Here is a 23,808-nt window from a genome sequence, read left to right on the forward strand (position 1 = left end):
TCCAAGGACTTTTGCATGCCCGCCTATCGCGCCCCCGTGAAGGATACGCAGTTCGTTCTCGATGCCATTGTCGGGCTTGAGAAATACAGCAATTTGCCGGGGTTTGCGCAGGCGACGCCCGATGTCGTCAAGGCGATCCTTGAGGAAGGTGGCAAGTTCTGCGAGCAGGTCATCGCGCCGATCAATCTGTCGGGCGACATCGAGGGTTGCACCCGCGCCGCCGACGGCAGCGTGACGACGCCGGCGGGGTTCAAGGCCGCCTATGCGCAGTTCGTCGAGGCCGGCTGGGGCACGTTGATGGCCGACGAGGAATTCGGCGGGCAGGGGCTGCCTTACGTCGTCGGCACGGCGTTTTCGGAATATATGTCGAGCGCGAACATGGCGTTCGGCATGTATCCGGGGCTGAGCGAAGGCGCGCAGGCAGCGATCGAGGCGGTCGGCAGCGAGGCGCAGAAGAAGAAGTACCTGCCCGACATGGTGGCCGGGCGCTGGACGGGCACGATGAACCTGACCGAGGCGCATTGCGGGACGGACCTGGGGCTGATCCGGACGCGCGCCGAGCCGCAGGCCGATGGCTCCCATGCGATCTCGGGCAGCAAGATCTTCATTTCGGCGGGCGAGCACGACCTGTCGGACAATATCATTCACCTGGTGCTGGCGAAGACGGCGGGCGCGCCCGACAATGTGAAGGGCATCTCGCTGTTCATCGTGCCCAAGTTTCTCGTCAACGACGACGGTACGCTTGGCGTGTGTAACGGCGTCGTCTGTGGCTCGATCGAGCACAAGATGGGCATCCACGCCAATGCGACGTGCGTGATGAATTACGATGGCGCCACCGGGTTCATGCTTGGCGAGGAGAACAAGGGCCTGCGGGCGATGTTCATCATGATGAATGCGGCGCGGCTGGGTGTCGGCGTGCAGGGGTTGGCGATGGGCGAGGTCGCCTATCAGAACGCCGTGACCTATGCCAAGGACCGCATCCAGGGCCGCGCGCTGACCGGCCCGGCGCAACCCGAGGCCAAGGCCGATCCGATTATCGTCCACCCCGATGTGCGGCGGATGCTGATGGATGGGCGGGCGTTCAACGAGGGTGCGCGGGCGCTGATCCTGTGGGGGGCGTTGCAGGTCGACTTGGCGAAAAAGGCGGCGACGTCCGAGGAACGCCAGATGGCGGATGATTTGATCTCGCTGCTGACGCCGGTGATCAAGGGCTATTGCACCGATCTCGGCTATCGCATCGCCACCGAGAGCCAGCAGGTTTACGGCGGCCATGGCTATATCCGCGAATGGGGGATGGAGCAGTTCGTCCGCGATGCGCGGATCGCGCAGATCTACGAGGGCACCAACGGCATCCAGGCGATGGACCTTGTCGGCCGCAAGCTGGCGATGAACGGCGGGCGCGGGCTGCGAGCGTATTTTGCGGCTGTGGGCGAAGTAATCGCTGGCGCGAGCGACGAGCGGCTGGCGGTGGTGGCGAAACCGCTCGAGAAGGCGGTCGGCGATTTGCAGGCGGCGACGATGTGGCTGATGCAGAACGGCATGGCCAAGCCTGACAATGCCGGCGCGGGGGCGACGGCGTATCTGCATTTGATGGGCATTGTGGCGCTTGGCCATATGTGGCTCTTGATGGCCAAGGCGAGCATCGAGGCGCTTGATGGCGGGGCATCGGATGCCGATTTCTATACGGCAAAGCTGGTGACGGCGCGTTACTATGCAGAGCGGTATTTTCCCGATGTGCGGGCGCTGCGGGCGAAGCTCGAGGCGGGGTGCGAGGCGATGATGGCGATGCCGGCGGAGGCGTTTTGAACTGAATTTCGGGTGCGTCGATAGAGTCACCCACCCCCGACCCCTCCCTTGAAGAAGGGAGGGGAGCAGAAGGATGAGATTATGGTTGAAGCCTATATCTACGATGTGGTTCGGACCCCTCGCGGCAAGGGCAAGAAGGACGGCAAGCTTCACGAGATCACGCCTATCCAGCTCGGGACGCAGGTGCTGCAGGCGGTGCGCGACCGGACGGGCATCGATACCAGCGATGTCGACGATGTGATTTTCGGTTGTGTGTCGCCGGTCGGCGAGCAGGGGTCGGACATCGCGCGCGTCGCGGTGCTCAACGCCGATTATGCCGAGACCACGGCCGGGGTGCAGATCAATCGGTTCTGCGCGTCGGGGCTGGAAGCCGTCAACATGGCGGCGGCCAAGGTGATGATCGGCGAGGCGATGTTCGCCATCGGCGGCGGCGTCGAAAGCATGAGCCGGGTGCCGATGGGCTCCGATGGCGCGGCCTGGGCGATGGACCCTGCCGTGGCTTGGAAGACCTATTTCGCGCCGCAGGGCATCGGTGCCGATTTGATCGCGACGAAATATGGTTTCAGCCGCGCCGATGTCGATGCTTATGCAATGGAAAGCCAGAAGCGCGCGGCCAAGGCGTGGAGCGAGGGGCGGTTCAAGAACAGCGTCATCGGCGTGCGCGACGTGATCGGCGAGGTCGTGCTCGATCACGATGAGCATATGCGGCCGAACACCGACATGCAGTCGCTGGGGTCGCTGGCGCCGGCGTTTGCAGCGCTGGGCGAGCAGATGCCGGGCTTCGATGCGATCGCGTTGATGCGTTATCCCGAAATCGAGAAGATCGACCATGTCCATCACGGCGGCAATTCGTCGGGAATCGTCGATGGCGCGTCCGCCGTGCTGATCGGCAACAAGGAAATGGGCGAGAAATACGGGTTGAAACCGCGCGCCCGCATCCGCGCCACTGCGTCGATCGGCTCGGAGCCGATGATCATGCTGACCGGGCCGGAATTTGTCGCGGCCAAGGTGCTGCAGCGCGCCGGCATGACCAAGGACGACATCGATTTGTTTGAATTGAACGAGGCGTTCGCTTCGGTGGTGCTGCGGTATATGCAGGCGCTGAACCTGTCGCATGACCGGGTCAATGTGAACGGCGGCGCGATTGCCATGGGGCATCCGCTCGGGGCCACTGGCGGCATGATTCTGGGGACGGTGCTCGATGAGTTGGAGCGGACCGGCAAGGGGACGGCGCTGATCAATTTGTGCGTGGGTGCGGGTATGGGTACCGGCACGATTATCGAGCGGATCTAGCTTTTGCTGTGACCCTGGCGACGGCCGGGGCCCATCTTCGGGACGTGCAGGAGATGGGCCCCGGCCTTCGCCGGGGTGACGGGACATTTTGATACTTCAGGGGAGACCCACCATGACCGATACCGCAATCCGTTCCGAAATCGATGCCGATGGCATTTTGCTGCTTACGATCGACGTGCCTGGGCAGTCGATGAACGTCATCACGCCCGAGGTTTCGCGTGATCTTGCCGCCGCGATCGAGCGGTTGAAGACCGACCCCGCCATCAAAGGTGCGGTACTGACCAGCGGCAAGGCTTCGGGGTTCATGGCGGGTGCCGACCTCAAGGGCATCGGCGCGCTGATCGGGGGTGGCGTTGTTTCCGAGGGTAAGTCGAAGATGGCGGCGCTGTTCGACAGCGTCTTCCAGCTCAACAGGCTGCTCCGCGATCTCGAAACCTGCGGCAAGCCGGTCGCTGCTGCCGTCAACGGTCTCGCGCTTGGCGGCGGGCTCGAGTTCATCCTCGCCTGCCATTATCGCGTCATTGCCGACAATCCGAAGATTACGCTTGGTCTGCCCGAAGTCATGGTCGGGCTGTTCCCCGGTGCCGGCGGCACCCAGCGGTTGCCGCGCCTGATGGGCGTCCAGCCGGCGCTGATGTACCTGCTTCAGGGCAAGAACATGAGCCCGCAGGAAGCGCTCGGTTTCGGCGTCGTCCAGGCTGTCGTGCCCGCGGCCGATGTGGTTGCAACCGCAAAGGCGTGGGTCAAGGCCAACCCGACCAAGGGCATTCAGCCGTGGGACGAAAAGGGCTTCCGCTTCCCCGGCGGCGTCGGCGCGATGAACCCGGCGTTCGCCCAGACCTTCATGGCCGGCACCGCGATGACGCACGTCAATGCCGGCGACAACATGAACGCCCCCAAGGCGATCCTCAGCGCCGTCTATGAGGGCGCGCAATTGCCGATGGACACCGCGATCCGCGTCGAGAGCAAGTATTTCGCCAAGGTCGTCGCCGATCCACAGGCGGGCAATATGATCCGCAGCCTATTCGTGTCGAAACAGGCCGCCGAAAAGGGCGCGCGGCGTCCGGCCGGCATCGCGCCGATGCCGACGAAAAAGATCGGCATGCTCGGCGCCGGGTTGATGGGGGCAGGGGTCGCCATGGTGACGGCGCAGGCCGGGATCGAGGTGGTATTGCTCGATCGTGATCTGGCCGCCGCCGAAAAGGGCAAGCAATATACCGCCGACCGGCTGGCGAAGAAGCGCACCGATCCGGCCAAGGCACAGGTCATCCTCGATCGCATCCACCCGACCGCGAATTACGCCGACCTGGCCGGCTGCGACCTGATCATCGAGGCCGTCTTCGAGACCCGCGAGATCAAGGCCGGCGTCACCAAGGCGACCGAGGCCGTTGTCGGCGCCGACACGATCTTCGGGTCGAACACTTCGACGCTGCCGATCACCGGCCTCGCCGAAGCCTGGACCAAGCCGGAGAATTTCATCGGCATCCACTTCTTCTCGCCGGTCGAAAAGATGCCTTTGGTCGAGATCATCGTCGGCAAGAAGACGGGCGCCGAAGCGATCGCCAAGGCGCTCGACTATGTCGCGGCGATCCGCAAGACGCCGATCGTCGTCAACGACAGCCGCGGTTTCTACACGTCGCGCTGCTTCGGCACCTATGTGCAGGAGGGGCTGGCGCTGCTCGGCGAGGGCACCGTGCCGGCGCTGATCGAGAATGTCGGCAAGCAGATGGGCATGCCCGTCGGGCCGCTTGCGGTGAACGACGAAGTCGGGCTCGACCTGTCGTACAAGGTTGGCCAGCAGACGAGGGCCGACCTTGGCGACGCCTACAAGCCGGGTCCGGCCGATGGCGTCATCACGACGATGCACGAGCTTGGCCGCCAGGGCCGCAAGAACGCCAAGGGATTTTACGTCTATCCCGAGGGCGGCGGAAAGAAGTTTATCTGGCCCGAATTGCTGGCGACGGTCGCCGGCGGCGCGGCGGCCGAGCAGCCGAGCCCAGCCGAGGTCAAGGAACGGTTGCTGTATCGCCAGCTCGTCGAATGCGCGCGCTGCTTTGCCGAAGGCGTGCTCGAAACGCCCGAGGACGGCGATCTCGGTGCGATTTTCGGCTGGGGTTTCGCGCCGTTCACCGGCGGGCCGTTCAGCCATATGGACACGGTGGGTATCGCCGATGTCGTGGCGACGCTGGACCGGCTGGCGCAGGCGCACGGCGAGCGCTTCAGCCCGCCGGCACTGCTCCGCGAGATGGCGGCTGCGGGCGAGACATTCTATGGCCGGGCGAAATTGAAGGCCGCCGCCTGACCATAACAGATCGCGATACCGGGATTGATCCGGGATTCGGTTTCTTGTCTGCGCACAGAAGTAACTGGGTCCCTGGTCAAGCCCGGGATGACAGGAAACTTTGAACCAAACATACCAAGGCATCGATGCGCAAAACTCTGCTGGCCTTCTTCCTGCTCCCGGTCGGCCTTGCGCTGTTCGGACTGTGGGGCGCGTGGCAGACGCCCCGGGTGGTGCGGTATGTGGTGCCGATCGTCGGGCTGTCGGCACCGCTCAAGATCGTCCAGCTGAGCGATACCCACGCCAATTTCTACACTATGCCGCCTCGGCGGCTACGGACGATCGTGGCGCAGGCGAACGCGCTGAAGCCCGACGTTATCGTGCTGAGCGGCGACTATAGCGACGGGCATATCGTGACTTGGCCAAGCCTGACGCTCGAGCAGGCGCTGGAGCCGCTGGCCGACTTGCGCGCACCGCTGGGGGTGTTCGCCGTGCTTGGCAACCACGACCAGCCGTACTGGACGCGGCGGGTGATGGCGCGGGATTCAGTGAAGTTGCTGGTGGGGGCCGCGGTCGATGTCGGGCCGGTGGCGCTGGTCGGCGCACGCTCGCGCGCCATGCCGCCGGATCCGGCCTGCAATCTGCGAAGTGCCGTCGACAGCGCGCCAGACGACAAGCCGTTGATCGTGCTGGTGCACGAGCCGGATTATTTCGAGACGATGCCGAAGCGGGTACAGCTGATGATCGCCGGGCATACCCATGGCGGGCAGATTGTCCTGCCTTTGCTGGGAACGCGGCGGATCGGACCGTTCTACGATACGCATCTGCGGGGCTTGTTCCGCGAGCATGGGCAGACACTGGTGGTGTCGTCGGGACTTAGTACGTCGGTGCTGCCCGTGCGGATCGGGGTGCGGCCGGAAATTGTCGAGATTTTGTTGGTGCCAGCGGCGATGGGCGAGAAGTAAGGATGCAACCCGCCCCCGACCCCTCCCTCGAAGGAGGGAGGGGGGAAGGAAGGTTTATTCGGTGGGGAGGAATTCCGGGACCGAGAGGTAGCGTTCGCCGGTGTCGTAGTTGAAGCCGAGGATGCGCGCGTTCGCCGGCAGCTCGGGGATTTTCTGCGCGATGGCGGCGAGGGTGGCGCCTGACGAGATGCCGACGAGGATGCCTTCTTCCTTGGCCGAGCGCAGCGCCCAGGCCTTGGCGTCGGCGGGATCGACCTGGATGACGCCGTCGAGCATCTGGGTGTGGAGATTGGCGGGGATGAAGCCGGCGCCGATGCCCTGGATGGGATGGGGCGCGGGCTGGCCGCCCGAGATGACCGGCGAACTCGTCGGTTCGACGGCGAAGACCTTGAGGTTGGGCCAGGATTTCTTCAGCGCTTCGGCGACGCCGGTGATGTGGCCGCCGGTGCCGACGCCGGTGATGATCGCGTCGATCGGGGTATCGGTGAAATCGGCGAGGATCTCGGGCGCCGTTGTAGCGACATGGACGGCGATGTTGGCGGGATTCTCGAACTGCGCTGGCATCCAGGCGCCGGGGGTTTCGGCGACGATCTCGGTGGCGTGGGCGATGGCGCCCTTCATGCCCTTTTCGCGCGGCGTCAGGGCGAAACTGGCGCCATAGGCGAGCATGAGGCGCCGGCGTTCAAGGGACATCGATTCGGGCATGACGAGGATGAGCTTGTAGCCCTTGACCGCGGCGACCATGGCGAGGCCGATGCCGGTGTTGCCGCTGGTCGGTTCGACGATGGTGCCGCCGGGGAGCAGGCTGCCATCGGCCTCGGCGGCTTCGATCATGGCGAGCGCGATGCGGTCCTTGATTGAGGCGCCGGGGTTGGCGCGCTCGGACTTGATCCAGACTTCGGTGCCGGGGAACAGTCGGGCAAAGCGGATATGCGGCGTGTTGCCGATGGTTTCGAGGACGGAACTGGCCTTCATTGGGGGCACTCCATTGCAATGGCGCTTTATAGCGCCGGGCTGGGCTTCTCGCCACCCGGCGACAGGGCCGGCGGGTCAGGCGGCGCCTCCGGATCGACGAAGCGGTCGGCGCGGCGCAGCTCGGGGAACTGCCAGGCCCAGATGCCGGTGACGACGACGGCGCCGATGCCGCCGGCGATGACTGCCTCGACGGGGCCGAACCAGGCGGCGGTCACCCCGCTTTCGAACTCGCCGAGCTCGTTGGAGGCGGAGACGAAGAGCATCGACACCGAGGAGACGCGGCCGCGCATGGCGTCGGGGGTGTGGAGCTGGATCAGCGACGAGCGGATATAGACCGAGATCATGTCGGCGGCACCGAGGACGACGAGCGCGCCCATCGACAGGCGCAAATTGGTCGATTGGCCGAAGACGATGGTGGCGATGCCGAACAGCGCGACACAGGCGAACATGATCGGGCCGACGTGGCGCTTGATCGGGCGGACGGCGAGGACCAGGGCGGTCAGCGCGGCACCGACGGCGGGAGCGGCGCGCAGCGGGCCAAGGCCCTCGACGCCGACATGGAGGACGTCGCGGGCATAGACCGGTAGCATCGCGGTGGCGCCGCCGAGCAGGACGGCGAACAGGTCGAGGCTGATGGCGCCGAGCACGATGCGGTTGTGACGGACATAGCCAAGGCCTTCGACGAGGCTGCGCCATGGCGAGATTTTCGATGGCTCGGGGCGCGGCACCGGGCCGATGCGGAACAGCGCATACATGGCGCCGGCAAACAGCATCGCAGCGATGACATAGGGGCTGGCTGGATCGGCGGCGTAGAGATAGGCGCCGAGCGGTGGCCCGAGGACGGCGCCCGATTGCCAGCTGATGGCATTGAGCGCGATTGCTGAGGGCAGGATGGCGCGCGGCACGAGGTTGGGAGCAAGGGCGCTGAGCGACGGCCCGGCGAAGGCGCGGCCGACGCCGAGCAGGGCGGCGACGATGAACAGCGCCGGAATGGTGATCTCGTGGCGTAGCGAGAGATACGCCAGTGCGCCGGCGCATAATAGTTCGAGCGCGAGCGCGGCGCGGGCGATGTAGCGGCGATCGACGCGGTCGGCGACGACGCCGACGACCAGCGTGAGGCTGAACAGCGGCAGGAACTGCACCAGTCCGACCATGCCGAGGAGGAAGGCGGCGTCGCGCGGGGACATCGTTTGGCGGGCGATGTCATAGACTTGCCAGCCGATGACGATGACCAGCATCATGCCGCCGACGGTTGCGAGGAAGCGCGCGACCCAAAAGGCGCGGTAGTCGGGAATTAAGAGGGGTGCGGGAATATTGGCCACTGCAGCCGGGTTTAGGCAGCACGCCGCCGGGCCGCAATGTAAAAAACTTGATGGTTAACGTGCCGTTATGACAACAGCGCGATTGTGAAATATGAACGAGTCATCTACAGAGTGTTATTGCATTATGGCGTTTGAGGGATTGATGGACGATCTAAAAGAGTTTTGTGGTTACCTGCTCGGCGTCGCGTTTTGCCTGATGGCAATCGCCCTATGCGCTGCCGCATGGGTTGGTCTCGAGGATCAGTTTGGCTGGCGGTTGGCGCTGGGGGGCGTAGCGCTGAGCCTGTTGATCCGTATTAATTTTCCGCTGATTGTCGGATTGTATCTTTATGCCAGCAACGTCTGGGGCTGGGGTATGCCGGAATCGATCACCTTTGCGTTGCCGGGGTTCCTGCTGTTCATGCCGTCGATTGCTGTCGAGGTGTTCGGCACGCTGGTGAGCGTGGCTGCGCGGCGCTAGCCTCAGCCGGGCAACACCTCGATAAAACTGTCGAGCACGCGCTTCTGGCCGGCGTGCTCGAAATCGATTTCCAGCTTGTTGCCTTCGACGGCGGTAACGACACCGGCACCGAATTTGCTGTGGAATACCTTCGACCCGATCGCGACATCGCTGCGGCCTTTCAGCCCGACCGATACGGCACTGGCACGGACTTCGATTGCGGGCGTGCGGTTGGTACTGCCACCGAAGCCCCCGACCGCTGCGGCGCGCGCCCAGCCGGGGCCGCGCCCGGTGCCGCGTGAGACATCGCCGAACGGGTCGCCGCCCTGCAGCGCCGCGCGCCACAGGCTGGGGCCGCCGCTCATGGTGCTGCTGACATCGACGTTGGCGGGCGGCAGTTCCGACACGAAGCGCGACGGGATGGCGGCAGTCCATGTGCCGTAGATCTGGCGGTTGGCGGCGTGGGTGATGGTCGCGGTCTTTTTCGCCCGGGTGATGCCGACATAGGCGAGGCGGCGTTCCTCCTCCAACGACTTGGTGCCGCCTTCGTCCATGGCGCGCTGGCTGGGGAAGACGCCTTCCTCCCACCCGACGAGGAAGACATGGTCGAACTCCAGCCCCTTGGCGGCGTGGAGCGTCATGATGGTGATCTTTTCGTTGGCGTCGGACGCGTCATTGTCCATCACCAGGCTGACGTGTTCGAGGAACGCCGTCAGCGAGGGGTAGTCCTCCATGGCGCGGGTGAGCTCGATGAGGTTGTCGACGCGGCCATCGGCTTCGACCGATTTGTCGGCCTGCCACATGGTGATATAACCCGATTCATCGAGGATGATGCGTGCCAGTTCGGAGTGGGGCAGGTTTTCGGACTGGTCGCGCCAGCGGGCGACATCGGCGATGAAGCCCTTGAGCGCGCGGCGCGCGGCGGGGGTCAATTCGTCGGTTTCGACGAGTGCTGCGGCCGCCTGAGGGAGAGGCCGGTCCATGCTGCGTGCCAGGGCGTGGAGCTTGCCCATCGCCTTGTCGCCGAGCCCGCGCTTGGGGACGTTGACGATGCGTTCGAAGGCCAGCGCGTCGTTGGGCGAGGTGACGATGCGCAGATACGCCAGCGCGTCGCGGATTTCGGCGCGCTCGTAGAAGCGGAAGCCGCCGACGATCTTGTAGGGCAGGCCGATCGAGACGAAGCGGTCCTCGAAGGCGCGGGTCTGGAACTGCGCGCGCACCAGGATCGCCATGTGATTGAGCGAGGCGCCGTCGCGGGCCAGCTGCTCGGCCTTGTCGCCGACCAGCCGGGCTTCCTCGGGGCCGTCCCACACGCCGATGACCTTGACCTGATCGCCGGCGGGCTCGTCGGTGAACAGCGCCTTGCCGATGCGCGCGCTGTTGTGCGCGATAAGCCCGTTGGCGGCGGCGAGGATGTGTGGCGTCGACCGGTAGTTCTGCTCGAGCTTGATGACGGTGGCGCCCGGGAAGTCCTTTTCGAACTTGAGGATGTTGGCGACTTCGGCACCGCGCCAGCTGTAGATCGACTGGTCGTCGTCGCCCACGCAGGCGATGTTGCGGCGCTCGCTGGTGAGCAGGGTCAGCCAGCGGTACTGGGCGATGTTGGTGTCCTGGTACTCATCGACCAGAATATATTTGAAGCGCTTGCGGTAATCTACGAGCACGTCGGGGTGCGTGTCGAAGATCGTCAGCATGTGAAGCAGCAGGTCGCCGAAATCGGCGGCGTTGAGCGCGGCGAGGCGCTGTTGGTAGCGCGCGTAGAGCTTCGCGCCCGAGGTTCCCGGCGTGCTGTCGCCAAAGCTCATCGATTCGCCGACGGGGACATCGCCGGGCAGCTCGCCGCGGTTCTTCCAGCGGTCGATCATCCCGGCCAGCTGCTTGGCGGGCCAGCGTTTCTCGTCGAGCCCGGCTTCGATGACGACTTGTTTCAGCAGTCGCAGCTGGTCGTCGGTATCGAGAATGGTGAAGTTGCTGTCGAGCCCGACGAGGCCCGCGTGCTTGCGCAGCATCCGCGCCGCGATGGCGTGAAAAGTGCCGAGGAAGGGCAGCCCCTCGGCCATGTCGCCGATCAGCATTTCCATTCGGTGGCGCATCTCGCGCGCCGCCTTGTTGGTGAAAGTGACGGCAAGGACTTCGGACGGCCAGGCGAGGCGCGACGAAAGGATATGCGCCAGCCGTGCCGTCAGCGCGCGGGTCTTGCCGGTGCCGGCACCGGCCAGGATCAGCACCGGGCCCTCGGTGGTCAGCACCGCTTGGCGCTGCGGCGGGTTGAGGCCGTCGAGCCACGAGGGCGGCAATTGGGAGGGCAGGGAGGCCATCCGTGAACAGTTAGAGAACATCGGCGCAAAAGCCAAGTGCGGCGCGTCTGGACTTTAACACGCTGAGACCGGCGCCGTAATCCTGTCCACGGACGTAACGTGGGAAAAACGCGCATGTCAGCAATGTTCCGGCCGCCGATTGCGATCAGTTCCGCGATCGGCTGGTCGCAGGTTTTCGGTTTCCGGCAAGGCAAAGACCCGTTCTTTGCGCGCGTCCGTGCCGAGCAACTGGCCACGATCAACCGCTATGTGCCGTTCAACGTGACGCTGATGATGATAAATGTGCTGGCGCTGCTGTGGTCGCTGCGCGGCATCGCGGCGTCGGAATTCCTTTTGGGTTGGGGCGCGGTCATGGGGGCCCTGGCGCTGCTGTGGACGCTGCGCTTCAGCCAGGTGCGCCGGCGCGGCGCGGCGGCGGAGGTGTCGCAACACTATTTCTGGGCGATTTCCGCGGAAGTCGCCGCGTTTGGCGTGTGCTGGTCGGCATTGACGATCCACCTGCTGCCCTCGGCCGAAGTCGATGCCCAGGCGCTGCTGGTGCTGTTGTCGCTGATGGTGATGGGCGCCTGCGGGTTCGCCACCGCGGTGATGCCGGTGTGCGGCATCGCCATGGTGCTGGTCATCGGGATCGGCGCGGTGGCGAGCGTGCCGGCCGCGTCGCCGCTGGGCTCGGGCATGGTGATCCTCACCTTCATTTCCTTTGGCGTCGTCATCGTTCGCGGTGTCGTGGTGACCAGCTTCACGATGATGTCGCGGATGCGGACGCAGACCGAGCTCGGCGAGCGGACCGAAGTGGTGCGGCTGCTGCTCAACGAGTTCGAGGCCAACGGATCGGACTGGCTGATCGAAGTCGATGTCGAGGGGCGGCTGACGCATGTCTCGCCGCGTCTGTCGGACGTGGCGCGGCGGCCACGTGCAGAGCTGCTGGGGCAGCCGCTGCTCGGGCTGTTGGGGGACGAGCGGCGCGGCGAAGCCCGCAATTCGGTCAAGGCGCTGACCAACACATTCCTTGCGCGGCGGGCGTTTCGCGACATCACCATCCCGGTGCTGGTTGCCGACGAAACGCGCTGGTGGGCGCTGTCGGGGACGCCCAAGACCGATGCCGCCGGGCAGTTTGCCGGTTATCGCGGTGTCGGGCGCGACGTTACCGAGATCCGCCGCAGCCATGAACGCATCGTCCAGCTGGCGCGGTTCGATCCGCTGACGGGGCTCGCCAACCGGGCGCTGTTCCGCGAGGCGATGGAGGATGCGCTGCTGCGCGCGGTGCGGACGCGCAAGTCGTGCGCGCTGCTGTTCATCGATCTCGACCGGTTCAAGGCGGTCAACGACACGCTCGGCCATGCCGCCGGCGACCGGCTGTTGCGGTCGGTCGCCGAGCGATTGCGCAATGCCGTCGGGGGCGGGGCGACGATTGCCCGCCTGGGCGGCGACGAGTTCGCGGTGATGCTGCCCGAGGCGGCGCCGCGGCGTGCGGACCATGTCGCGCGGGCGGTGGTGGCGGCGCTGGCACAGCCATTCGATATCGAGGGACAGCTGGTCACCATCGGTGGCAGCGTCGGATTTGCGCTGGGACCGGCCGATGGCGCAAGTGTCGACCGGTTGCTGAAAAGTGCCGACCTGGCGCTTTACGAGGTGAAGTCGAACGGGCGGGGCGCGGCGTGTCGCTATGTGCCCGAGATACGCGAGCGCGCCGAGGAGCGCCGGGCGCTCGAGGTCGACCTCGGCATGGCATTGGAGCGCGGGCAGCTGGCGCTGGCGTTCCAGCCGGTGGTCGAAGCGGCGGACGAGCATATCGTCGGGTTCGAGGCGCTGCTGCGCTGGACCCATCCGGTGCTCGGCAAGATACCGCCCGACAAGTTCATCCCCGTCGCGGAGGATACCGGGCTGATCGTGCCGATCGGGCATTGGGTGATCCGCGAGGCGTGCGCCTGGGCGGCGAAATGGCCGCGGCATATCCGGATCGCGGTCAATCTTTCACCGGCGCAGATCGACGATCCGCTGTTGCTCGAGGTGGTCGCACAGGCGCTGGCCGACAATGGGCTGGAGCCGGCGCGGTTGGAACTGGAAATTACCGAGAGCCTGTTCTTGAACGAGAAGGTCTCGACGATCGAGCGGCTTGCGGCGTTGAAGGCGCTGGGGGTGCGGTTCGCGCTCGATGATTTCGGGACGGGTTATTCGGCGCTGGGCTATCTCCACAAGGCGGCGTTCAGCCGGATCAAGATCGACCGGAGCTTCGTGTCGCGGGCGCTGCAGCCGAATGGCGAGGCGAGCGCCATCATCCAGGCGATCGTGTCGCTGGCACATTCGCTCGACATGGCGACGACAGCCGAGGGGACCGAGACGCGCGAGGAGTTCGAGCTGTGCCGGTCATTGGGGTGCGAGCAGGTGCAGGGGTATCTGTTCGGACGGCCGATGCCGCCGGAGGAGGCGACCGCGCTGGTCGCGGGCGTATTGGTCGAGGCGTGAGTTTTTTGGCACGGGGGTCTTTTGAGAATGGTGGGGGATTTGAGGGAGTTGAACCGGACAAGTTCACTGGGACGCGAATCCGGATTCGCGTTCTGGGGGTGTGTGAACCCCCACCCGCTCGGCTGGCGCCGAGTCGCCCTTTCCGCCGGGGGAAGAAATTACTACTAACCTATTTGGCGAGTTATGTCAAGCTCTGCTCCCTACCCCATGCGAGGAGGCGACTCGTGCTCTTGCGTGAGCGGGTTGGGGGTCGGATTTGTCGCACCCCCACCCCGGGCCAGCTTTGCTGTCTCTCGCCCTCCCCGCAGGGGGGAGGGAGTTAGCTGACCCAGGCTTTTAGGAGGGTGTGGGCGATTGCCATGGGGGGCGGGGCAAGCCAGTCGCCGGTGCCGGCCAGGGCGGCGCGGACTTCGTCCCTGGTGACCCAGCGGGCTTCTTCGAGTTCGTCGGTGTCGAGGTTGATCTCCTCGGTGGTGGCTTCGGCGAAGCAGGCGACCATCAGCGAGGCGGGAAAGGGCCAGGGCTGGCTGGCGAGGTAGCGGACGCGGGCGACCTTGATGCCCGATTCCTCGAACAGCTCGCGGGCGACAGCTTCCTCGAGGCTTTCGCCGGGTTCGACGAAGCCGGCGAGCGCCGAGTAGAAGCGCTTGGGAAAGCCCGGCTGGCGGCCGACGAGGGCGCGATCGTCCTTGATTGCGAGCATGATGACGACGGGGTCGGTGCGCGGGAAATGTTCGGCGTGGCAGGCGGTGCAGTGGCGGGCGTAGCCGGCCTTGGCGAGCTCGGTCTTGCCGCCGCAGACGGCGCAGAATTTGTGGCGGGCGTGCCAATCGAGCAGCGAGCGGGCGTGGGCGACGATGGCGGCGCGGCCGTCGCCGAGCTGGACTGCTGCGACGCGGGCATCGATGATCTGGCCGCCGAAATCGGCGACGAGGTCGGCGCCGCTGGCGGCAGCTGCGAAGCGCGGCGCGCCGTTGGTGTCGAGACCCAGGAACACGCTGAGCGCGTCGTGAGGGACGTCGGAGCGATAGGCCCAGAGGATGTCGGGGTGTTCGCCGGTGGTGAGGACGGGCTTCAGGTCCTCCATGACCAGCCAGCGGGCGTCGGGGCGGGCGCGCAGCGCGACGAAGGCGGCGGGGTCGCGGCGCAGGTGATCGGCACGGTCGAGGGTGGAGCCGGTGAGGCCGACCGGCGGGACGTTCCAGCCGGTGAAGATATCGGTCATGCAGCCTCCGGGAGATGGGCGCGGGCGAGGACCGCGGCCTTTTTAAACAGCGTCGGCAGGCCGGCGCCGGGGATGTCTTCGACGTTTACCCACGCCGCTTCAAGTAGGGCGCCGGAAAGATCGGCGCGGGCAAGCTGGGGTTTTTGGGGCAGCGAAAGGGCGTGGACGGAGAGGATGAGCTCGAAATGGGTGAATCCATGGCTGATTGCGCCCAGATTTTGCCAGTTGCCGGGGAGCGGCGGGGCGGGCGCGGGTTCGGTGTCATGCCAGTCCGACGAGGGCAGGGCACGCATGCCGCCGAGCAGGCCCTTTGCCGGGCGGACGATGGTGAGGATTTGGCCTTGCGCCTCGATCCACCAGGCGGTGCCGCGGCGGGTGGGGCGGGGGCGTTTGGGGGCCTTTCGCGGCCAGTCGGCGGGGTTCGGGGAGCGCGCGGCGCGGCAGTCGGGGGATAGCGGGCAGATCAGGCAGCGCGGGTTTCGGGGTGTGCAGATGCTGGTGGCGAGATCCATCAAAGCCTGCGCGAAGTCGGACGCGTTTTGTGGGGTCAAAGTTTCCAGCGCGCCTCGGATTTGCGGGCGGGCGGCGGGGAGGGGGGTGTCGATGGCGTCGAGGCGGGTTACGACCCGCTCGACGTTGCCGTCGATGACGATGGCGTGGCGGCCGAAGGCGAAGGCGGCGATGGCGGCGGAGGTGTAGGGGCCGATGCCGGGCAGGGTCCGCAGGGCGTCCTCGTCGGACGGGAAGCGGCCGCCGTGGTCGGCAACGACGGCGCGGGCGCAGGCGAGCAGGTTGCGGGCGCGGGCGTAATAGCCGAGGCCGGCCCAAGCCTGCATGACATCGGCGTCGTCGGCGGCAGCGAGGGCGGCGACTGTCGGCCAGCGGGCGGTGAAGGCGGCGAAATAAGCTTTGACGGCGGCGACGGTGGTTTGCTGAAGCATGATCTCCGACAGCCAGACGCGGTATGGCCAGTCGGGGTCTGTCGGCAGCGCTTCGCCGGGCGGGTTGCGCCACGGCAAGGCGCGCGCATTGCCGCGATACCAGTTGAGCAGGTTGGAAACCGTATGCGTCACCGCTTCGCTATGGCATGGAATGCGGCATGGCCAAAAAGTCCGAAATTGCCGCAGCTGCGGAGCGGGGCGCGCGTCCGGTGCCGATCCGCTCGATGCGCGCGCGGGCGGTGGCCGACCTGGTGCCGAGCATCGGCGGGCAGGCGTTCAAGCGATTCGGTTTTACCCAAAGTGCGATCGTCGAGCGTTGGGAGGAGGTCGTCGGAGCGCAATATGCGCGGCACAGCCGGCCCGAGTCGCTGGCGTTTCCGCGCGGCAAGAAGGACGGCGGCACGCTAAAGGTGGCGGTGACTGGGGCGCTGGCGCCGATGTTGCGGCATGTCGAGCCGCAGGTCATCGAGCGGGTCAACCGGCTGTTAGGTTATGCGGCGGTGGCGAAGATGGTGCTGCGCCATGCCGACATGGAGCCGATGGCGAAGCGTGCGGCAGCGCCGTTGGCGGTCGAATTGTCGGTGGAGACGCGATCGACGCTGCGCGATATCGCCGATCCGGAATTGCGGGCGAGCCTCGAATCGCTGGCGCAGGCGCTGTCGAGCAGCCGGGGGCCGCCGATCGTCCGGTAACGTGGTGGCCCTTGGATTTCAGCGATTGGGACCACCCTCACCCGGCGCGCCAGGGGCGCGTCTCGCCTCTCCCTCGAGTGGGAGAGGGGTAGAAGACGAGCGGCGTTGCTGCGATAACGCTGGTGGTTCGTTCAGGAGAGTTTTCGATGCGCGCGATTGCGACTGCGATATTGCTGATGACTGCGGCCAGCGCGCAGGCGGCGAAGCCTGTAAACTGGGCCGAGACGGTCGCGTCGACACCGCAGGGCGGCATTTTGATCGGCAACCCCGAGGCCAAGGTGAAGCTGATCGAGTTCGGTTCGTTCACCTGTTCGCATTGTCGGGATTTCCACAAGGTCGGGCTGCCGGCGTTGAAGGCGAAATACATCAGCACCGGCAATGTCGCCTACGAGTTCCGCAGTTTCACCCGCAATGGTCCCGATGGCGCGGCGTCGTTGATCGTCGGCTGCCAGGCGGCGAAACCGGCGCTGGGCACGGTCGATGCGCTGTTTACCGACCAGGACAGCTGGATGAAGCCGTTTTCGGCGATTGGTGAGGCCGACGCCAAGGCGATCGCGGCGCTGCCGGTGGTGAGCCAGTTCGGCGCGCTGGCGGTGCAGGCCGGGCTGGACAGTTGGGCGGCGGCGCGCAAGCCGGGCCGCGGGCTGGCGCCGGCGAAGATCAAGGCCTGCCTCGCCGACAAGGCGGTGATGGACCAGCTGGTTATCAATCGTAACACCGCAGTTCAGGTATTCGGGTTGCAGGGCACGCCGACCTTCGTTCTGGACGGCAAGACGGTGGCGGGGGCGTATGACTGGGCGGCGCTCGAGCCGAAGCTGGTCGAGGCGCTTCGTTGATCGCGCCGAGACTGGTTGAGGCGCTTCGCTGACCCAGCCGAGACTTGTCGAGGCGCTTCGCTAAGCGGCCGGCTTGCCGGTTGGACGGGCTTTGCCTAGTGTTACGAACACGCGGCATGTCGTGCCTCGATCTTTCGAAAGTTATCCGATGCGCTTGACCTCCGGTCCTGTTTTTGGCCTCGCCATGTTGGCAACGCTTGCTGCGTGCGGCGACAAGACGGCGAAGGCGCCCGAAACGCCGGCGGCGGACACGACTGCGGCGGCGACTGCGATTGCGCCTATGGGCGGCACCGCGGCGCCGGCGAGCACCAATTGGACCGAGACCGTGGTGGCGACGCCCGAGGGCGGTTTCCGGATGGGCAACCCCAATGCCAAGGTCAAGCTGCTCGAATTTGCGTCGCTGACCTGCCCGCATTGCAAGGATTTCCACGCCGAGGCGCTCGAGACGATCAAGACCAAATATGTGGCGAGCGGCGATGTTTCGTATGAATTCCGCAACTTCGTCCTGAATGGCCCCGATTTTGCGGCGTCGTTGCTGGCGCGTTGCCAGGGTCCGGCGCCGTTCTTCGGGTTGCTGGCGTCGTTTTTCCGCGACCAGGATCAATGGACCAAGGGCTTTATCGCCATGTCGAAGGCCGATCAGGACCGGATCACTGCGCTGCCGCAGGACCAGCAGCTGGCGGCGATGGCGACGACGGCGAAGCTCGATGAATATGTCCGGGCTCGCGGCATTCCGCGCGCCAAGTTCGAAGCCTGTGTCGCCGACAAAGCCTCGACCGAGACGCTGACCAAGATGGGCACGCAGGCGACCGAGACCTATAAATTGACGGGCACGCCGGGTTTCATCATCAACGGAACTACGCAGAAGGACGTCTATACCTGGGCGGCGCTTGAGCCCAAGCTGCAGGAAGCGCTGCGCTGATGCGGCGTTGATATCGCTCGGGGGAGCCTGAATTGGAATTCCGCAAGCTGAGGCTGGCCGGATTCAAATCGTTCGTCGAACCGGCGGAACTGCGGATCGAACCGGGGCTGACCGGTGTCGTCGGCCCAAATGGTTGCGGAAAATCCAACCTTCTCGAAGCCTTGCGGTGGGTGATGGGCGAGGGTAGCCCGAAATCGATGCGGTCGGGCGGCATGGACGACGTCATTTTTGCCGGTACCGGCAAGCGCCCGGCGCGCGGCTTTGCGCAGGTGACGCTTGGCATGGCGGGAGCGGCCGGCGAGGAGATCGAGGTTTCGCGGCGCATCGAGCGCGGGTCGGGGTCGGATTACCGGGTCAACGGGCGCGATACGCGGGCGCAGGATGTGCGGTTGCTGTTCGCCGATTCAGCGACAGGCGCACATTCGCCGGCGATCGTCGGGCAGGGGCGGATCAGCGCCATCATCGCCGCCAAGCCTGCCGAGCGGCGGATGCTGCTCGAGGAGGCGGCTGGGATCGCCGGGCTGCATGTGCGGCGGCGCGAGGCGGAAATCCGCTTGCGCGCGGCGGAGACGAATGTTGCCCGGCTGGACGATGTCATTCGCGGGCTGGAGGCTCAGGCGAATGCGCTGCGGCGGCAGGCGAAAGTGGCCGAGCGGTACCGGTTGCTGTCGGACCAGTTGAAGATCGCCGAGGCGAGCGTGTTGTATGCACGGTGGGAGGCGGCGCGGGCGGCTTCGGAAGCGGCGCGGACGTCGGCGGCGGATGCCGAGGCGAAAGCCGGCGAGCTGACGCGGATCGCGGCGGGGTTGAGCGCCGGGGCGGCCAATGCCAGCGCCGACCTGCCCGATTTGCGGATGGCCGAGGCCGAGGCGGCGGCGGTCGTGCAGGCACTGCGGCAATCGCGGGCGCTGCTCGAGGCCGAGGGCGCGGCGGCGACGAAGCGGGTCGGCGATATCGAGGTGTCGATCGCGGCGATCGTGCGCGACCTGGCGCGCGAGGCGGGGATCGATGCCGATGCGCGCGCGGCGGAAACGGCGCTGGGCACGGAAAAGGATGCGCTGGGCGAGCGGCTGGCGGCGCTGGAAGCGGGTTTGCCGGGGCAAGTGGCGGCGGCCGAGCGCGAAGTTGTTGGCGCGGCAGCGGCCGAGGCGGGGCTGGGCGCGGCGGTCGACGCCCATGCGGCGGCGGCGGCGCAGGCGCGTGCGGCGGCGGAGTCGGTTGCGGCGGCGAATGCGCGGCTGGCGCGCGCCGAGGCCGAAGCGCGCGAGCTGGCGGGACGGTTGGCGCGGTTGGCACCGGCGCCGGATACCGGCGGGTTGGCGGCGGTTGTGGCGGCATCGGCGGCGGCGCTGGCTGCGTCGGAGGACGCGCTGGCGCTGGCGGAGGCAGAGCGGCCGGCGGCGGAGGCAGTCCGCGCCGAGGCGGCGGCGAGCCATGCGGGAGCGCGCGCGACGCTGGCCAGTCTGGCGGCGGAGGACGATGCATTGGCGCGGCGGCTGGCGGCGGATGCGGGCAAGGGGCCGCGGGTGGCCGACCTCGTCGAGCCGCGTGCGGGATATGAAGCGGCGTTGGCGGCGGCGCTGGGGGACGACCTCGATGCCGGGCCGGCGGGGAGCGATGCGGCGCGGCGCTGGGCCGGGGGCGATTTTGCCGGGGACCCGGGGTTGCCGGACGGGGTGACGGCTTTGGCGGCGGTGGTGACGGCGCCGGCGGAACTGGGGCGGCGGCTGGCGCAGGTCGGGGTGCTGGAGGAGGCGCCGACAGGGGCGGTGTTGGCGGCGCTGCGGCCGGGGCAGCGGCTGGTGTCGATGGCGGGGGCGCTGTGGCGCTGGGACGGGTTCGTCGATGCCGGCGGGCGGACCGATGCGACGGCGGCGCGGTTGCGGGCGCGGCGGCGGGCGGCGGAAGTGGAGCGCGAACGCGTGGCGGCCCAGGCTGCGATGGACGGTGCGGCGCGGGCGCTGGCGGGTGCGGTCGCCGGAGCCGGGCGGGCGGCGGAAGTCGAGCGCGCGGCGCGCGGCGCGCGTGATGGCGCGGCGCGGGGATTGGCAGAGGCGCGGGCACGGTTTGCGGCGGCCGAGACGGCGGCGAGCCGGCGGGCAGGCGAGGAGGCAAGCCTGGTGTCGGCGGCGGCGCGCAGCGATGCCGAACTGGCGCGGCTGGCGGGTGAAGCCGCGGCGGCGCGGGCGGCGGTCCCGGCCAGCGATGCGTTGGGCGGACTTTCGGCGGCGCTGGCGGCGGCGCGCGGTGCGGCCGAGGCGGCGCGGGCGGCGGTGGTGCGGGCGCGGGGGGTGGCCGAGGCGCAGGGGCGCGATATCGAGACGACCAGGCGCCGGCTGGCGGCGATCGATGTCGAGCGCGCGGGCTGGCAGCGGCGTTTGGCGGCAAGCGCGGGGCAGCAGGCCGAACTGGCGGGACGGGTGGACGCGGCGCGGGCGGAAGCTGCGGCATTGGCGGCGCGGGGCGATGCGATCGTGCGCCAGATTGCCGGGATCGCGGTGCAGACGGCGACGGCCGAGGCGGCGCGGGCGGCGGCGGGGGATGCGCTGGCGCGGGCCGAGGCCGAGCTGGCGGCACTGGCGGCGAAGGCGCGCGCCGCGGACGAGGCGGTGGCGGCGGCACGCGAGGCGCGGGCAACTGCGCGGGCCGAGGCCGACCACCAGGATGCGGCGCGGCTGGAGGTCGAGCGATTGTCGGGCGAGCGGTTCCAGTGCCCGCCGCCGGTGTTGCCGGGGCGATTCGGCTTTTCGCACGGCGGCGGCGACCCGCAAGCACTGGCGGCGGCGTTCGAGGCGCTGGCGGAGACGCGCGAGCGGTTGGGCCCGGTCAATTTGCGCGCCGATATCGAACTGGCGGAGCTGGAGGCGCAGGCGCGGCTGACCGATGCCGAAAAGGCCGAGCTCGATACAGCGATCGCGCGGCTGCGGGGGTCGATCGGCAGCTTGAACCGCGAAGGGCGGGCGCGGCTGGCGGCGGCGTTCATCGCCGTCGACGGGCATTTCCGGGTGTTGTTCACCGATTTGTTCGGCGGCGGCGAGGCGCAGCTGGCGTTGATCGAATCAGACGACCCGCTGGAGGCCGGGCTCGAGATTATGGCGCAGCCGCCGGGCAAGAAGCTGCAGTCGCTGACCCTGTTGTCGGGAGGCGAGCAGGCGTTGACCGCGACGGCGCTGATCTTTGCGCTGTTTCTGGCTAATCCGGCGCCGATCTGTGTTCTCGACGAGGTCGATGCGCCGCTCGACGATGCCAATGTCGAGCGGTTCTGCGACCTGCTCGACCGGATGGCGGCGGAGACGCGGACGCGATTCCTGATCGTCACGCACAATGCGGTGACGATGAGCCGGATGCACCGGCTTTATGGGGTCACGATGGGGGAGCCGGGGGTGTCGCAGCTGGTTTCGGTGGATTTGCAGGCGGCGGAGAGGTTGTTGGCGGTGGCTTGAAGGTGCCACTGTCCGGCGCAGGGAGACACCCCCACCCGGGCCGCGAAGACGCGTCTCTCGCCTCCCCCCTCCAGGGGGAGGACAAGGATTATTTGGTTTTTGTTGCCGTGATGATCGCCACGGGGGCGGCGAGGATCTGGCCTTTCATGGCGCCTTCGCCGGCGGTCGGGGAAACCGGGCTGGCCTGGATGGCGCGGACGATATCCATACCTTCGACGACATGGCCGAAAACGGCAAAACCGGGGGCGGCGAAGTCGGCGTCGAGGCTGTCGAGCTTGCCGATGATGATAAAGAAATCGCCTTGGGCGGTGCCGGGCGTGGTGCGCGCCATCGAGACGGCGCCGTCGTCATGTGTGAGGCCGGTCAGGCTGGTGGCCTCGTGCGCGATCGGCGGGAAGGAGCGCGTGGATATGCCGCGGATGCCGCCTTGGATGAGGCCGAGCGGCGTGTCGCGCGGGAAGCTGAGGGCGCGATAGAAGCTGGTGCCGTCGAACTTTTTCGCGGTGACGTAGCGGAGGAAGTTGGCGGCGGTCTTTGGCGCCTTGTCGATGTCGAGGGCGATGACGATCGGGCCTTTTGGCGTTTGCAGGGTGACGCGCGGGAGGGTGGGGCGCGGCGGCGGTGCAGGGGCCGGGGCCGGGAGCGGGGCCGCGGGGAGGGGCGCCGTTTGCGCGGCGGCGAGCGCCGGTATCGAGAGCAAGGCGATGGCGAGGAGAGCGATTTTCATGGTGCCAGTGTAGCGCCGTTCACGTTCGTGCAAAGACCTGGCGTGTAAAGGAAATCGGCACGTCCACGATAAACAGGACGTTGCTATGGTGTTGAGGCGACCGGTTGCGATGTTCAAGTCGCTGGGGATTTTCCCGACCGCGTTCGTTTCGCTGTGACGGCCGGTTGCCGGCCCGAGGAGTGGTCATGTTGCGCAAGTTGATGTTTCGGATTGGAATGATCGGCGCGGCCGCCGTTGGCCTTGGCGCGTGTTCGACGGGCTATGGTTATGGCGGCGGCTATGGCGGCAGCGACTATGGCTATAACGATGGCTATAACGATGGCTATGGCGGCAGTTATGGCGGGATCGGCGGATACGACAGCTATTACGGCAATCCGCTGGGTTGGCGATCGGTGCCCTATGGCTATGCCGGGTCGGGATTCGGCTGGTCGAATAATTATTATTATCCGGGCAACGGCGGCTATGTCTATGATCGCCGCGGCGTGCGCCGGGCGTGGTCGGGCAACCAGCAACGGTATTGGCAACAGCGGCCGCGGCAGCCCTATTATGCTGGCGATGGTCGTCCCGGATATGGTCGACCGGGCGATGGGCGACCCAGTTATGGACGCCCGGGATATGGGCGTCCGGGTGACGGGCGGCCGGGGTACAACAACGGTAATGGCCGCCCGGCATATGCGGGGCAACCGCGACCGGGCTATGACGGGCCGTCGTCGCGGCCGGGCTATAATGGCCAGCAGGGCGTCGGCAATTCCATCGGGGGCGCGATCGGCGGAGTCGGATCGCGGCCGACGATGGACCAGCAGAATGGGGCCCGGTACGAAGCCCAGCGCCAGCAACGCGATGCGAACCGCCAGCAATCGGCGGCGCAGCGCCAGCAGCGCGTTGTCGAGCGCCAGCAGCGGGCCGAACAGCGTCAGCAGCAGGGAGCCCGGCGCCAGCGGCAGGGGGCCGACCGCGAGCAATGGGGTGGCGAGCAGCAGGGCGGCCAGCGCCAGCGCCGCGGGGATGGCCCAGGGAACTGAGGGCTTCGCCGCGAAGTCGGATCCCAAACCAGCTAAGCTGGCCGTCGCCGCGATGCGAGAGCGTCGAGGCAGCGCACTATGGTTGACAGCCTCGCCCCCCAACTATAGAGCGCGGCCAAGCTTTGACGGCTTGCT

The 23,808-nt window shown here is 67.0% G+C and carries 17 protein-coding genes; 11 read left to right on the forward strand and 6 right to left on the reverse strand.

The genetic code is table 11. The annotated features are described in order from the left end of the window. Positions 1-15: 15 nt before the first annotated feature. The 4 genes from IEW98_RS02230 to IEW98_RS02245 all read left to right on the forward strand — a co-directional run bounded on the left by IEW98_RS02230 (position 16) and on the right by IEW98_RS02245 (position 6,345). On the forward strand, positions 16-1,806 hold the full coding sequence (locus IEW98_RS02230; RefSeq protein WP_188761269.1) for an acyl-CoA dehydrogenase C-terminal domain-containing protein: 1,791 nt from the start codon (positions 16-18) through the stop codon (positions 1,804-1,806). Between the two features lie 81 nt (positions 1,807-1,887). Continuing rightward, positions 1,888-3,099, forward strand: a complete 1,212-nt coding sequence (locus IEW98_RS02235) for an acetyl-CoA C-acetyltransferase (protein ID WP_188761270.1) — start codon at positions 1,888-1,890, stop codon at positions 3,097-3,099. Positions 3,100-3,211: 112 nt separating this feature from the next. Beyond that, positions 3,212-5,401, forward strand: coding sequence for a 3-hydroxyacyl-CoA dehydrogenase NAD-binding domain-containing protein (locus IEW98_RS02240; protein ID WP_188761271.1), 2,190 nt, complete (start codon positions 3,212-3,214; stop codon positions 5,399-5,401). A gap of 125 nt (positions 5,402-5,526) precedes the next feature. Beyond that, complete coding sequence (locus IEW98_RS02245) at positions 5,527-6,345, forward strand: metallophosphoesterase (RefSeq protein ID WP_188761272.1); 819 nt, start codon at positions 5,527-5,529, stop codon at positions 6,343-6,345. A gap of 54 nt (positions 6,346-6,399) precedes the next feature. Here the strand turns inward: IEW98_RS02245 and cysK are convergent, their stop codons facing one another. Together cysK and IEW98_RS02255 are read right to left on the reverse strand one after the other, a co-directional pair. Continuing rightward, positions 6,400-7,320: a cysteine synthase A gene (cysK, locus tag IEW98_RS02250; protein ID WP_188761273.1), complete on the reverse strand. Its 921-nt coding sequence runs from the start codon at positions 7,318-7,320 to the stop codon at positions 6,400-6,402. 26 nt (positions 7,321-7,346) lie between these two features. Then, positions 7,347-8,642, reverse strand: coding sequence for an MFS transporter (locus IEW98_RS02255; RefSeq protein ID WP_188761274.1), 1,296 nt, complete (start codon positions 8,640-8,642; stop codon positions 7,347-7,349). Between the two features lie 142 nt (positions 8,643-8,784). On the opposite strand from IEW98_RS02255, the gene IEW98_RS02260 reads away from it, so the two are divergent. Next, entirely contained in the window at positions 8,785-9,102 is a 318-nt protein-coding gene (locus tag IEW98_RS02260) for a hypothetical protein (protein ID WP_188761275.1), read from the forward strand. A 2-nt stretch (positions 9,103-9,104) separates the two neighbouring features. Here IEW98_RS02260 and IEW98_RS02265 read toward each other — a convergent pair whose 3' ends face one another. Then, on the reverse strand, positions 9,105-11,399 hold the full coding sequence (locus tag IEW98_RS02265; RefSeq protein WP_188761276.1) for an ATP-dependent helicase: 2,295 nt from the start codon (positions 11,397-11,399) through the stop codon (positions 9,105-9,107). Positions 11,400-11,513: 114 nt separating this feature from the next. On the opposite strand from IEW98_RS02265, the gene IEW98_RS02270 reads away from it, so the two are divergent. Beyond that, the gene (locus IEW98_RS02270; RefSeq protein ID WP_188761277.1) at positions 11,514-13,865 is read left to right on the forward strand and encodes a putative bifunctional diguanylate cyclase/phosphodiesterase; all 2,352 of its coding nucleotides are present in this window, start codon (positions 11,514-11,516) and stop codon (positions 13,863-13,865) included. A gap of 319 nt (positions 13,866-14,184) precedes the next feature. On the opposite strand, the gene nudC is transcribed toward IEW98_RS02270, so the two are convergent. Then, positions 14,185-15,090 carry an NAD(+) diphosphatase gene (gene nudC, locus IEW98_RS02275; protein WP_188761278.1) on the reverse strand — a complete coding sequence of 302 codons (906 nt, stop codon included), beginning with the start codon at positions 15,088-15,090 and terminating at the stop codon, positions 14,185-14,187. Beyond that, positions 15,087-16,163, reverse strand: coding sequence for an A/G-specific adenine glycosylase (locus IEW98_RS02280; protein WP_188761279.1), 1,077 nt, complete (start codon positions 16,161-16,163; stop codon positions 15,087-15,089). Before IEW98_RS02280 ends, nudC begins: the two co-directional genes overlap by 4 nt. Positions 16,164-16,189: 26 nt before the next feature. Between IEW98_RS02280 and IEW98_RS02285 the strand changes: the two genes are divergently transcribed. From IEW98_RS02285 to IEW98_RS02300, 4 genes are all read left to right on the forward strand, one after another. Next, positions 16,190-16,723 carry a DUF721 domain-containing protein gene (locus tag IEW98_RS02285; RefSeq protein WP_243450508.1) on the forward strand — a complete coding sequence of 178 codons (534 nt, stop codon included), beginning with the start codon at positions 16,190-16,192 and terminating at the stop codon, positions 16,721-16,723. A 146-nt stretch (positions 16,724-16,869) separates the two neighbouring features. Continuing rightward, on the forward strand, positions 16,870-17,559 hold the full coding sequence (locus tag IEW98_RS02290) for a DsbA family protein (protein WP_188761281.1): 690 nt from the start codon (positions 16,870-16,872) through the stop codon (positions 17,557-17,559). A gap of 148 nt (positions 17,560-17,707) precedes the next feature. Beyond that, positions 17,708-18,481, forward strand: coding sequence for a thioredoxin domain-containing protein (locus IEW98_RS02295; protein ID WP_188761282.1), 774 nt, complete (start codon positions 17,708-17,710; stop codon positions 18,479-18,481). A 32-nt stretch (positions 18,482-18,513) separates the two neighbouring features. Next, positions 18,514-21,924, forward strand: a complete 3,411-nt coding sequence (locus tag IEW98_RS02300) for a chromosome segregation SMC family protein (RefSeq protein ID WP_188761283.1) — start codon at positions 18,514-18,516, stop codon at positions 21,922-21,924. Between the two features lie 88 nt (positions 21,925-22,012). Here the strand turns inward: IEW98_RS02300 and IEW98_RS02305 are convergent, their stop codons facing one another. After that, complete coding sequence (locus tag IEW98_RS02305; RefSeq protein WP_188761284.1) at positions 22,013-22,651, reverse strand: peptidylprolyl isomerase; 639 nt, start codon at positions 22,649-22,651, stop codon at positions 22,013-22,015. Positions 22,652-22,836: 185 nt separating this feature from the next. Here IEW98_RS02305 and IEW98_RS02310 point away from each other — a divergent pair, with 185 nt between their 5' ends. After that, positions 22,837-23,673: a peptidase gene (locus tag IEW98_RS02310; protein WP_188761285.1), complete on the forward strand. Its 837-nt coding sequence runs from the start codon at positions 22,837-22,839 to the stop codon at positions 23,671-23,673. The last annotated feature ends 135 nt before the right edge of the window (positions 23,674-23,808 follow it).

The sequence above is a fragment of the Sandarakinorhabdus glacialis genome, from assembly GCF_014643455.1.
Lineage (GTDB): Bacteria > Pseudomonadota > Alphaproteobacteria > Sphingomonadales > Sphingomonadaceae > Sandarakinorhabdus > Sandarakinorhabdus glacialis.